Source organism: Virgibacillus chiguensis (assembly GCF_900129865.1).
In the GTDB taxonomy this organism is placed as follows: domain Bacteria; phylum Bacillota; class Bacilli; order Bacillales; family Amphibacillaceae; genus Virgibacillus; species Virgibacillus chiguensis.
The window spans coordinates 39,746-52,996 of sequence record NZ_FQXD01000009.1; the positions used below are offsets into that span (position 1 = coordinate 39,746).

Annotated in this window: 9 protein-coding genes; 6 read left to right on the plus strand and 3 right to left on the minus strand. The window is 37.2% G+C overall.

The annotated features are described in order from the left end of the window. Positions 1-368 precede the first annotated feature (368 nt). Positions 369-1,319, plus strand: a complete 951-nt coding sequence (pta, locus tag BUB45_RS11315) for a phosphate acetyltransferase (protein ID WP_084723650.1) — start codon at positions 369-371, stop codon at positions 1,317-1,319. 394 nt (positions 1,320-1,713) lie between these two features. Here the strand turns inward: pta and BUB45_RS11320 are convergent, their stop codons facing one another. Beyond that, positions 1,714-2,559 carry a lipoate--protein ligase family protein gene (locus tag BUB45_RS11320; protein WP_073009121.1) on the minus strand — a complete coding sequence of 282 codons (846 nt, stop codon included), beginning with the start codon at positions 2,557-2,559 and terminating at the stop codon, positions 1,714-1,716. 282 nt (positions 2,560-2,841) lie between these two features. On the opposite strand from BUB45_RS11320, the gene BUB45_RS11325 reads away from it, so the two are divergent. The 3 genes from BUB45_RS11325 to BUB45_RS11335 all read left to right on the plus strand — a co-directional run bounded on the left by BUB45_RS11325 (position 2,842) and on the right by BUB45_RS11335 (position 5,246). Continuing rightward, positions 2,842-4,161 (plus strand): HD domain-containing protein, encoded by a 1,320-nt coding sequence (locus BUB45_RS11325; protein ID WP_073009124.1) that lies wholly within the window; start codon positions 2,842-2,844, stop codon positions 4,159-4,161. Then, on the plus strand, positions 4,151-4,645 hold the full coding sequence (locus BUB45_RS11330; protein WP_073009127.1) for a YwgA family protein: 495 nt from the start codon (positions 4,151-4,153) through the stop codon (positions 4,643-4,645). The genes BUB45_RS11325 and BUB45_RS11330 overlap by 11 nt, the downstream gene beginning before the upstream one ends. A gap of 88 nt (positions 4,646-4,733) precedes the next feature. Continuing rightward, positions 4,734-5,246 carry a YwhD family protein gene (locus BUB45_RS11335; protein WP_073009130.1) on the plus strand — a complete coding sequence of 171 codons (513 nt, stop codon included), beginning with the start codon at positions 4,734-4,736 and terminating at the stop codon, positions 5,244-5,246. Positions 5,247-5,770: 524 nt separating this feature from the next. Here the strand turns inward: BUB45_RS11335 and BUB45_RS11340 are convergent. After that, on the minus strand, positions 5,771-7,825 hold the full coding sequence (locus BUB45_RS11340) for a transglycosylase domain-containing protein (protein WP_073009133.1): 2,055 nt from the start codon (positions 7,823-7,825) through the stop codon (positions 5,771-5,773). Between the two features lie 109 nt (positions 7,826-7,934). Next, entirely contained in the window at positions 7,935-8,867 is a 933-nt protein-coding gene (locus BUB45_RS11345; protein ID WP_073009136.1) for an L-lactate dehydrogenase, read from the minus strand. Between the two features lie 809 nt (positions 8,868-9,676). Between BUB45_RS11345 and BUB45_RS11350 the strand changes: the two genes are divergently transcribed. Beyond that, a complete protein-coding gene (locus BUB45_RS11350) occupies positions 9,677-11,275 on the plus strand; it encodes an extracellular solute-binding protein (RefSeq protein WP_170861750.1) in 1,599 nt (532 codons plus the stop codon). A gap of 53 nt (positions 11,276-11,328) precedes the next feature. Next, on the plus strand, positions 11,329-12,951 hold the full coding sequence (locus BUB45_RS11355; RefSeq protein WP_244527723.1) for an extracellular solute-binding protein: 1,623 nt from the start codon (positions 11,329-11,331) through the stop codon (positions 12,949-12,951). Positions 12,952-13,251 lie beyond the last annotated feature (300 nt).

A 13,251-nucleotide genomic window follows, 5' to 3' on the forward strand; every position in this document is an offset into this window, starting at 1 on the left:
TCCCCTTTATTGATACGATAAGTTAAAGTACAAGAAACCGCCATGCATTTAAATTAGATAACCACCATCTATGATGAGACTTGCAGGCGGTTTTTTCATAAGAATATTTTTCGCCAAAGACTTGGCGACAAGCCAAGCTTTTCTAATATGAAATAGACATGGCAAATCTGCCTTTACTATAGCATAAATAGGGTATGCTAAGCATGAAATAGACTTCTAATAAGGAGGGATATGTTTAATTGTCATGAGAATGTCAAAAAACATAAGGGACATAGAAGAGAAATGCTTTCATTTATCGTAAAAATCATCTACTATTTAGGTATAACCATATAGGAGGTTTATCAAAAGTGAGTGAATTATTTAAACAAATGCAAGAAAAAGTTTCTAGTCAATCTAAATCTATTGTCTTCCCAGAGGGGACGGATGAACGTATATTGACAGCTGCTAGCCAGCTAGCTGCAACAAAGGTGTTAATGCCGATTTTGCTTGGTGACAAAGTAGAGATCAAGCAACAGGCGCAAAAAGCAGGAGTAGATGTATCACAATGTAAAATAATTGATCCAAAAGATTTTGCCGAATTTGATTTAATGGTTGCAACTTTTGTGGAACGTCGTAAAGGAAAAGCAACGAAAGAAGACGCTGAAAAAATACTTTTAGATGAAAACTATTTTGGCACCATGCTTGTTTATATGAATCAAGCGGATGGTCTTGTTAGTGGCGCTGTTCATTCAACCGCGGATACAGTTAGACCTGCTCTACAAATTATAAAAACGAAAGAAGGTGTGAAAAAGACATCGGGCGCATTCGTTATGGTTCGTGGTAATGAAAAATATGTGTTTGCCGATTGTGCTATTAATATCGCACCTGACAGCCAAGATTTGGCAGAAATTGCAGTGGAGAGTGCAAATACGGCGCAACTATTTGGTATTGACCCACGTGTTGCTATGTTAAGCTTTTCAACAAAAGGTTCAGCAAAATCAGATGAAACAGAACGTGTAGTGGAAGCATTACAAATTGCCAAAGAAAAGAATCCATCATTAGTAATTGATGGCGAATTCCAATTTGATGCTGCATTTGTTCCGAGTGTTGCTGCGAAAAAAGCGCCTGGCGCAGTATTGCAAGGAGATGCAAATGTGTTTGTTTTCCCTAGCTTAGAAGCAGGTAATATCGGATATAAAATTGCGCAACGTTTAGGCGAATTTGAAGCGGTAGGCCCAGTATTACAAGGCTTGAACAAACCTGTTAACGACCTTTCTCGTGGGTGTAACGCAGAGGATGTTTATAACTTGGCGGTAATTACAGCAGCTCAAGCATTATAGAAGCTGATATTACGAAATACATGTCATTCATGCCCCATATAGTGAACTGTTTCACGAGTTTCGCTATATGGGGTAGTTTATTTCTATGGTAAAGAGAATTTTTATCCATGATTGCTTATTATAAGGCGGTGGAGCCAGACACGGTAATTTCTATATCCACGAGCAAAGTATTATATGTTTTTTAAAAGCAGAATCAGACGCAACCAGCTCCTTTAACTGACACCCTCACAAAAGCAATAGGGGGACTAGAGTACTTGTACAACCTTATTTTGCTTAGTTATTACTAAAGAGCGTTTTCTTTTAGTTTAGAATGTGAGTGGTGAGTGGACATCTATTGCGCCTACAAGCTTGGAAAGACTTTTTGGTTTGCTTATTGTTTTGCCTTAGATGCTATTCATCCTGTAATTACTGTATTACGTTTCTTCATCTGTACTAATCTTTTGCGATAATGTGCATACTCTGTTGATGTGAAATCAGTCTCAACAACACGTTCACTAACTTTTAATAATGCATTCATTGCTCGTTGCTTCATGTCATTTACAGTTAGTGGCGTTTGTAATAACTCTGATAAAGAGCGCATCACATGGGGGTCTACAGTGGGGTAGCTAAACTTCGTCGATTCTCCGCGTTTACTAACTGTATAAAAATCTCTAATGACACTCGCTCTTTTAAAACTATCTCCTTGGACATCTAAATATATTTGCACAGCTGCGCCATCTTTTACCCGACGTTGTGAAATTCCCGCAAATTTTTTTCCGTTAATACTTAAATCATAATCTCCCGGACAATAAGAATGGATAATTTCGTATGCTTCAATACGGTCTGTCAAATCACTGAGCATGTATTGAACAAAGCTGACCATCGCTTCATATCCTTCTTGAATAGATATATTTTTAACATCAGGAAAAATGAGCGAAATATTGAGTACACCACTGTCTAAAGCTACGGCTAGTCCACCTGAATTACGTACGACAACGTGGTAACCAGCTTGTTTTAATTGTTCTACTCCTTCATGGATATAAGGAAGTTTTGCATCAGGAATTCCAAGTACAATCGTTTGTTCATGCACCCATAGCCTCATAGTCGGTGGAGATAATTTCTCGCTCACGGACAGGGCAAGTGCATCATCGATGGCAAAGGAGTGAAGGGCAGTGAATCGTTCCTGATCAAACAGGTTCGTTGTTGAATGGTCCATATATCGAAAGATTGTATGTGCCATCATATTTTTCCAGTTTTTCATAAGCAACTCACTTTCTATCTATCATTGTTAATTTTACTGACAGTTCGTCATGAAAAAAAGTTATTTGTTTATTGGACGGCGTTTGTTCGCCTGATATTCGAAAGCTTTCGTTTTCTCATCGGATATGAAACCGACAGATTGTGCTCAAGACAAGCGACAACGCACGATTTCTAATAAACAGCGATGTTTCTCTAAGTTCTCTACTTTATCTTTCCTCTTTTTTCTTCAGCCTTTCTATTATATAATAAAAAGAAATCGTCGAAAAGAAACGGATGAAAAAGCATGCTATATAAAAACGAACAACTTCATGAAGAAAAGGTGTTCAAAGATCCCGTGCACCGATATGTCCATGTGAGAGATCGGGTAATTTGGGATTTGATTGCGACACCTGAGTTTCAGAGACTGCGAAGAATTAAACAGTTAGGCACTACATATTTAACATTTCACGGAGCGGAGCATAGCCGATTTAATCACTCGCTTGGGGTATATGAAATCGTACGAAGAATACTAACAAATTTTGAAGGACGTCCACATTGGAATAAAGAGGAGCGTCTTCTTTGTTTATGTGCAGCGTTATTACATGATCTAGGGCACGGGCCGTTCTCCCATTCATTTGAGAAGGTATTTAAGCTGGATCATGAACATTATACACAGCAAATTATTTTAGGTAACACCAAAGTGAATGCCATTTTAGAACGAGCAGAAAAGGGGTTTGCCCAAAAAGTTGCTGACGTGATAGCTAAAACATATCAAGACCAATTAGTGGTCAGCTTAATTTCAAGCCAAATTGATGCTGATCGAATGGATTATTTGCAACGGGATGCGTATTTTACAGGTGTAAGTTATGGTCATTTTGATATGGAGCGAATTCTTCGTGTTATGCGTCCAATGGAAGATCAAGTGGTGATTAAGGAAACAGGAATGCATGCTGTGGAAGATTATATTATGAGTCGCTATCAAATGTACTGGCAAGTATATTTCCATCCAGTTACGAGAAGTGCAGAAGTCATTCTTTGTAAAATATTGCAACGAGCCAAAGTGTTATATCACGATTCTACATATACGTTTACATTGAAGCCAACGCACTTTAAATCTTTTTTTGCAGGAAATGTAAAGCTAGAGGATTATTTAAAATTAGATGAGGGAATTGTTACGTATTATTTTCAACTATGGCAGGAAGAAGAAGATACGATTCTTCGTGATCTCTGCGAGCGGTTTATGAATCGCAGGCTGTTTAAGTATGTCGAATTTAATCCTAATTCACAGATGAATGAATGGATGGAACTACACAAGCTGTTTACGGATGTACATATTAATCCGGATTATTATTTGGTCGTTGATTCTTCCTCTGATTTACCATATGATTTTTACCGGCCTGGGGAAGAGGAGGAGCGTTTACCGATTCATTTATTAATGCCAAATGGTGAACTGCGTGAATTATCACGGCAGTCTGATATCGTTGAAGCTATTTCCGGGAAGAAACGAACCGATCATAAGTTGTATTATCCACATGATTTACTAGAAAACGTATCCGATCCAAGGAAGAAAAAGCGGATGAAAGAAATATTAATTGGTCAGGGAGAGGAAAAACATGTTAACTAATCATGCGAAACTAATGCAGTTTTTTGCAGTAGCAAACGAAGTAACGGGAAGGAAAAAGCTGCAAAAAATGATTTTTATTTTGCAAAAATGTCACATGCCCTTTGAGGAGAAATTTGCGTTTCATTTTTATGGGCCATATTCTGAGGAGTTAACGTTACGGGTGGAAGAGCTATGTAATTTAGGTTTTATTAAAGAAGAAAAAGAAGATAGAAGCAATTACCATCAATACCATTATACAATTACAGAAGATGGACAAGCTTTTTTAGAACAGTTCAAGAAAGATATGCCTGATTTTTCACAGCAAGTGTATGCCATGAAGGAGAAAAGCTCCCGATTTTTGGAATTAGTCGCAACGATATTATATTTTGATGACTTGTCTTTAGAAGAGTCGATTGCAAAAGTGCATACGGTGAAGCCAAAACAAAAATATACAGACGAGGAAATTCAAGAAGCCATTTCCTTTATTCATGCAATTCGTCATTAAAATTATTTGTGGGAAATCATGCTTTAGACGTTAGAATCTCACTATGATACAATCAAAATAATAATGAAAAAGAAGGAGGGTCTTTCGAATGAGTTTCGATCAGTCTTCAAACAAAAATAAATTTACAATTATTAAAGACGACTCGACAGATGGCCATGGTGGATATGGTTATGGTTCCATCAGCTTGGAAAATATGTCTTCTGTCATTGTAGATCCGAATGAAAATAAAGCTTATGTTGATATGGCCGCAATGCATGCTAGAAGTGATATTGAGCGGCGTGTGAAATATTTATCAGATAAAAGCGAAGTTCCAAATGGCAAATTGTATTGGATTGTTTGGGTAAATGTTGGACGGAATGAAAAAGGGACATATTTTGCGGGTATGGCAGGAAGCGAATTGGTTGTGGATCGACCTAATAAGCGTGCTTACAAATCGATGCCTGAGCATGTAAAACATATGGAGCAATCTTTGAAAGGTAAAATCGTTGTTGATCATATGGATGAGAAATCGAAGCAACTGTTAAAAGATTTTCTCGAAGACTTTGACCAAGAGATGTGGGAAAACTCAACAGAGGAGTTAAAAACAGCTTTGTCTGTATAAAGTAATACTTCAATCAATAGGGGGATCTCCTAGATTGTTAGGTAGGACGAATATGGGGATGTAGTGCTGTTTTCTATTTAGATTTGTCCGGTTAGTGCATTTTCTTGCGCTATACAAAGTTTAACATTTTTAAGTTCATAGTATAAGAAAAACAAAGGCTTTTTCAATAAGACTTAGTGACAAGCCAAGTTTTTCTAAAATCGATTGTTTACAACACGTCATATTCGATATATAAATGTGAACAATTTGTGACTTTGTTATGAACATTGCGATTTTGACTTGTACTTTAGGATGGAAGTTTGTAAAATATAGTCTACATGGGCTATTCATGTATTACTAGGACAAAAAAGAGGTCGAATCCATTTATACTGGGTTTGACCTCTTTTTTATGGTAGGAATTAAAAAATTTAAGAGTTTATAGTCTAAAAAACCATAGCTTTCGTCATTCAACTTGGCGACAAGCAAAGTTTTTCTAATCAATTATAGCTATCTCTAATCACCTTGAATTTTTGCTATTGCGTTTTTCACTCAAACAAGTCAAATAGCCTTTCAATAAATGATTTTTTTTGTTTTTCTATAGGTGCTTTATCAGTTTTATCATCCCTTGGTAAGTGTGCATTGCAGTAGGTTGTTGGCTCACTACCTTTTTCAAAAAACATGACTTTACTAGCAGAACAATAAGGCGTTGCCCGTTTACCAGTGGCAGGGTCCACAGGAATGCCAACAATTCCTGATGGGATGGGCAAGCTTTTAATGGGCTTATTTTGATGTACAGAAGTCATGAAATTAGCCCATATATCCTTTGCATATGCCATTTCTTCAACAGCTTCAATCGTACGATTGTCATCGTAGCCGACCCAAATTCCTGCAACTACGGAAGGGCTAAAACCAATCATCCAGCTGTCAGAATCTGTAGAGCCTGATTTTCCCGCGTATTTTCGATCAAGTTGGTCGATAATGGTAGACCCTGTTACTTGCATATATCCATTCAGTTCTCGATCAAACATACCTGTCATTAATTGGGAAAGAATAAACGTCTTTTTCGGATCAAGCACTTGTTCGTTAGAATCATTAGATTTAGCGTAGACTGTATCTCCATAGCGGTTAACAATTTTAGTAACAGTATGCCCGTCCACTTTCTTTCCTCCATTTGCTAACATGCTATATCCACGAACCATTTCTTTCATGGACACTACTTCTGAACCGAGCGCTAAGGAAGGTACAGCTGATAAATCACTTGTGAAACCAAACTGTTTGGCTGTATTTACTAACGTTTCAGGACCTATAAACATATTTGTTTTCACAGCATAAATATTATCGGATAGCGCCAATGCTTGTGCTAGTGAAATAGGCTCATTTGCGTAATAGCCATTGAAATTACTCGGTTTATAGACATTTCCGTTTTCTAACTTAAATGTAGTAGGTTGACTTATTAACATGGTAGAAGCATTGTAGCCCCGCTCTAACGCTGCATAGTATAGAAAAGGTTTAAAGGTAGAACCTGGCATTCGCTTTGCTTGCGTAGCGCGATTAAACGGACTGTCCACATAACTGCGTCCACCTACTATCGCAAGGATGCCTCCCGTTTTCGGATTCATTACTAATCCACTACCTTGTATGTCACTTTGCTTCGACATTGTTTGTTGAAACTGTTCTTCTAAATCTGTTTGCGCTTTTTCTTGCATCGTGGTGTAAATTTGATACCCACCACCACGAACTTCCTCAGCGTCTAACTCCAAAACGGCTGCTGCTTCTTTGATAGCGGCATGCTGGAAATAGGGACCTATTTGCTCTTGGTTATTCCGTTTAGCTTCATTATGGTACTGTAACGCTTCGTTTTTGGCTTCTTCATAGGCGCGACTTGAAATCATCGCTTCATTTTCCATGATCTTCAATATATGTTGCTGGCGTTGCTCTGCCTTTGTTGGGTCATTCAAAGGGGAATAATATGTTGGACCCTTCGGTATACCCGCAAGCATGGCAGATTCTGCTAGCGAAAGCTCACTAGCAGATTTTTGGAAGAACTGTTTACTTGCAGCTTCAATTCCGTAAGCGCCATGCCCATAATAGATGGTGTTTAAGTAGCCTTCTAGTAATTCCGATTTGGAGTAGAACATTTCCAATCTTATTGTATAAAATGCTTCTTTTATTTTTCTGCCCCATGTTTTTTCATGGCTTAAATATAGATTTCTTGCATATTGCTGTGTTAAAGTACTTGCACCTTCTTTAAGCGACAATGTTTTTATATTTTCAACAATGGCTCCTAAAATTCGTTTTACATCAAATCCATGGTGGTTGTAGAAATTGCGATCTTCAACAGCCAGTGTAGCTTGAATTGCTTCATCAGCAATATGTTCTAGCGAGATCCAATCTTCTGTTTGATGCTCACCGACTTTAGCAAAAGGCTCCCCAGACTTGGTGTATAACGTTGTTTGTTGGTTCATTGATATTGGTGGGGGGCCTAAAAGATAGCTGACGACGTAAACGAAGGTCACAAAGGATAAACATATTCCTACCAAAATGCCGGTTATTTTAAAGAATCGTTTGCGAACTGCGCTGTGTTTTTGTTTGCTTCTCATATATGTTTTCCCTCTTTAAATAAATTCCGTTATTATCATTATGGGAAAATAAATGGAGAAATAAACATCTGAACTTGAATCTTCCATGCAAAGTCCTAAAGGTTAGAGATTATAATAAAGCTTGGTTTTGAATATCTTTTAAAATGGCAATCGAGCTAGCAAATTTTCTTTGCTCTGTTTCATCCAAAGGGAAATCTGCTACTCCTTTTACACCAGTACGGTGAATAATGGATGGGACGCCGACATAAACATCTTTATGCCCATGTTCGCCAGTTAATAGCGTTCCAACCGGCAGGATAATATGCTCATTATTTAAGATCGCTTTTGTTATTCTGGCTAACCCCATGCCAATAGCATAGTAGGTTGCTCCTTTCAAGGAAATAATCTCATAGGCAGCATTACGTACTTGCTCAGCAATTTGCGCTTTTTCTTCGGCCGATATTTTTTCAGCGATGGATGTGCCAGAAATGTTAGCGGTGCTCCATACTGGAAGTTGCGAGTCACCATGCTCTCCAATAATATATCCATGCACGCTAGCTGGTGCGGTAGCAAATTTTTGTCCTAAAAGGAAACGGAATCTAGCGGAATCCAATACCGTACCAGAGCCAATTACTCGTTCTTTTGGCAACTGCGAAAATTTCCATGTTGCATAGGAAAGAATATCAACAGGGTTTGTTGCTACAATAAAAATACCATTAAATCCTGCATCCATAATGGATTTAACCATAGATTTGAAGATCGCCACATTTTTATTAACAAGGTCTAATCTCGTTTCTCCTTCTTTTTGCGCTACACCAGCACAAATTACTACAATGGCTGCATCTTTACAATCGGCATAAGTTCCTTGGGTAATATTCATAGCACTAGGGGCATATACGATGCCATGACTTAAGTCCATAACTTCACCTTTTGCTTTATCCTCATTTATATCCACTAGAACAAGTTCATTGCTTAAACCTTGATTCATTAACGCATAAGCATAACTAGTTCCTACAGCTCCAGTTCCTACTAAAACAATTTTATTTCCTGGCGTAATTTCCATGATTATCCTCCTATGTAGGTTGTGTTCCTATTTTAGTTATAGGCAGTTATGTAACTTAAAAATTGCCTCTCGTTATATATTTCCTCGTTTGTTCAAAAAGAAACCATTCGAAAACGCTTTTTTAAAATAAATTCATAACGCGCCAAGAGATTGGTGACAACGAACAGTCTTAAGTAAAAGGGAGGGGTAAGTAAAGTGTGAAATTAAAGTTCAAAAAAAATGAAAAAATATAAAATTTAGTTCTATTTTTTGTCTTGGTATGGTAATATATGTTGTATATTACAAAATACTAAAAATTAAAATGATTTATATTTTTTTTAAAACAAAAAAAGAAACCGTTATTATATGCGTGAATTAGAGTAATAAAAGGTGTGCAAAGTCATTATTTTTTAATAGTTGCTTGTCTTGTGCTATCTGAAAGTGATGGATTAAGTCGTTTCTATGCAGGTTAGCTTCCGCGGAATTGAATTGGAGGAGGTGGTCGTATATCGTTAAAAGCAATAGATGGGGAAACTTGTAAGGATTAGTAAAAACAGGACAAAGACGTGACGCAGGAGATTCATGTTTTTATGAAGGCATGTACTAACTGATTTACCTTGAACGTAAGGCTGCGACTCCAGCGGAAATAATAGGAGTCTTGAGAACGGATAGCGAACGGTTTTTGAGAGAGAAGAGGCTCAAGCAGCCCTGAGGAAAGCGTCGGCTGTAGTGAAAAGTAATGAAGTTATAACAGATTGTATCATTCGTAAATGTATTCATTCAACTAGGCAAAAACGATACCTAAATATAATATGCGAGGGGGAAGGGTAGTGAAATGGAAATTTTTTGTCATAGTTATCGTCATGTTTTTATCTGCTTGTAGTGAAAATAATAAGGAAGCAGATGGGAAGAAAAGGGAAGAAGCAATAGCCAATTTAAATGAAGAAGGAATGCCAATAGTAGATGAAAAGATTACTATTGAAGTCTTTTCAGGTCAAGCTGCAACTACTGCAGAAGATTGGAATGATGTTCCCATCCTAAATGAATATGAAAAAATGACCAATATAGATATGCAGTGGGAACAAGTAGCCATTGACGGCTTAGCTGAAAAAAGAAACTTAACATTAGCGAGTGGAGATTTACCAGATTTATTTTATGGTACATATCTCCCCAATGCGGATGTGTATAAATATGGAAAGCAAGGTGTGCTCATTCCTTTAAATGATCTCATTGATAAATATGCTCCAAATATTAAGAATTATTTAGATGCATATCCGGAGATAAAGCAAGGGATTACTTTTCCTGATGGGAATATGTACGCTATTCCTAGACTAAGAGATCCAAACTCTCCTACTTCACTTATGGATGATAAACCGTGGATCAATAAAGACATTTTGGAAGAAGTGGGCATGGATAATCCGGAAACGACGGAAGAATTTTATGCGTATTTAAAAGCTGCCAAGGAGTTATCTGTGAAAGGAAAAGACGTTATTCCGTTTAGTAGTGTGTCGATGGATCGCCTTTATCATTTAATATCTGGCGCATTTGGCGTATCTAATAAAGGAATTATGCATCGCTTAATTGACGAAGATCCTAAAACGGGCGAAATGCGATTTTACCGAATTGCTGATGAATATAAACAAATGCTTGAATACATGAACAAATTATATACAGAAGGCCTCATTGAACAAAATATCTACTCCATAGAAGTAGACCAATTTCTTGCAAACGGAATGGAAGGGAGATATGCAGCTATGAACTTCTTTAATCCTATTGATTATTTTGGAGAAGAAGTTGGTAGTAGATATATCCCAGGCAATGCGCTTGAAGGCCCGAATGGAGACAAAATGTTTACTGCAGTTTTATCTCCTGTAAATAGTTTAGGACATTTCTCCATAACAAATGTGAATGAGAATCCAGAGGCAACATTACGTTGGTTGGATTACTTCTGGAGTGAGGAAGGGAAGAAAATGTTTTTTATGGGGCTCGAAGGAGAGACTTATAAAGAGACGGCAGAAGGTCCAAAGCTTTTAGAAGAAATTACAAATAACCCTAATGGTTTGACTATTCAAGAAGCGCTGGCAAATTATATTATCAATCCAGGTGGCGGGCACCCTGTACTAGATGATCCTCGATATTCTACTGCACCAGAGTTTAGACCAGAAGATATTGAAAATGCGGAACACAATGAGCCTTATTTAATAGATGAACCTTGGCCCATGTTTTTCTATGAAGATGATGAACAGAGCCGACTAGATGCATTAACAACAGATTTAAGTAAGTACGTAGGCGAAATGGAGGCTCAATTTGTAACCGGAGAGACCAGTTTTGCTGAATGGGATAATTATGTCCAAACGATGAAAGAGATGGGTCTCGATGAATATATGGAGATACAGAAAAAGGCATTAGATAGGTATCTTGGAAACTAGAGGAGTGAACGTTATCTTGCAATAAAATATGTGAGTTCAGGGGGGGATTAATAATGGTTAAAAGAGTTTTAATGGTTATTGTTGGCGCGTTATTGTTTACTTTTTCTCTATCCGCTTGCAGTAAGGATAAAGAGGAAGAAATTGGTGGTAGCAAAGAAGCGGTAGAAAATGTAACAGAAGAAGAACTGCCAATTGTCAAAGAGCCAATTGAATTAGATATTTTTGCTGGGAAGGCTGCTACTACTGCAGATGATTGGAATGACGTTTTATTGTTAAATGAATATGAAGAAATGACGAATGTGAATATTACGTGGAATCAAGTACCTGCTGATGGGCTTGATGAGAAGAGGAATCTTGCCTTAGCGAGTGGAGATTTGCCAGATGCATTCTATGCTGCAAATGTTTCTATTTCAGATATTCAAACATACGGAGCACAAGGAACTTTTATTCCGCTAAATGATTTACTGGAAGAGTATGCTCCAAATATTTCAAAGGTGCTTGATGAAAATCCTGACATTAGAAAAGGTCTTACATTCCCAGATGGTAATATTTATTCTGTCCCAACAGTATATTCTCCAGATTTCTTATCATTGTTAATCGGTGCAAAAGGTTGGATTAATGGAGATTGGTTAGAGCAATTAGAGATGGAAAACCCAGAAACAACAGAAGAATTTTATGCGTATTTAAAGGCTGTAAAAGAAACAGATCTGAATGGAAATGGAAAAAATGATGAAATTCCACTTAGTAGCGTAGCAGAAATGTCACGTATTATACATTGGATTTCCGGCGCATTTGGTGTTCAAAACAAAGGTCAATTGCATACGCTTGTTGATGAGGATCCAGCAACGGGAAATATTCGTTTTTTCCCTGTATCTGCGTCTTATAAAGAAATGCTCGTCTATTTAAATCGGTTATTTGAAGAGGGGTTGATTGAGCAAAATATTTATACACTTGAAGTAGATCAGCATTTAGGAAATGCTGCAGATAATTTATATGGTGCTGTACAGTTCTTTAATCCTATTGAATTATATGGTAATGATGTTGGCAGTCAGTTCATACCAGGAAATGCACTTGAAGGTCCAAACGGGGATAAAATGTATACAGGAATAACTTCTCCATTACGTTCTTTAGGTAATTTTATTATTACAAGTGAGAATGAAAATCCAGAAGCAACACTGAAGTGGCTTGATTATTTTTGGAGTGATGAAGGAGCAAAAATGTTTTTTATGGGAATGGAAGGCGTCACTTATGAAGAAACGGATGATGGTCCGCAATTAGTAGAAGAAATCACCAATCATCCTGATGGGTTAACGTTAACACAAGCTTTAGCGCAATATATTATCAATCCTGGTGGTAATCATCCAGTTATGGTGACGGATGATTATTTTACAGGATCTGAAAATGCACCATCAGATAAAGAAGCTGCTAAAAATTTAGAGCCCCATCTAATAGAAGAAATATGGCCAAGTTTCACTTATACTGCTGAAGAGAATGAGGAATTATCCATTCTACGAACAGACTTAGAAAAATATGTTAATGAAATGCAAGCCGCATTTATTACGGGTGAAAAAGATTTTTCAGAATGGGAAAGTTATGTGGAAACGGTAGAAAATATGAACCTAGATAAGTATATGGAAATACAGAAGCAGGCTTATGACCGTTATAAAGAAAATTAACCCTTAAATTATTTAAATATTTAAATATTTAGGCGTGATGTATTATAGTGAGTTAACGTCATCCTTGTCTCGTATAAATTTTTTGAATAACCTTTAAAAAGTAAGGGGATATAATAGCTTCCTTTTCATCGGTGTGAAGTGTGAAACGAGTTTATGACACGAAATGTAGAGGAAGCTTTTACATACTTATTAGAGCACTGCTGCACCGTAATTACATCTGACGTAGTAAAGCAATCTTTCGCTTGGAACGAAAGGTGCGACTCCTGTAAAAAAAAAAGCATCCGTATCCCGCTAACACAC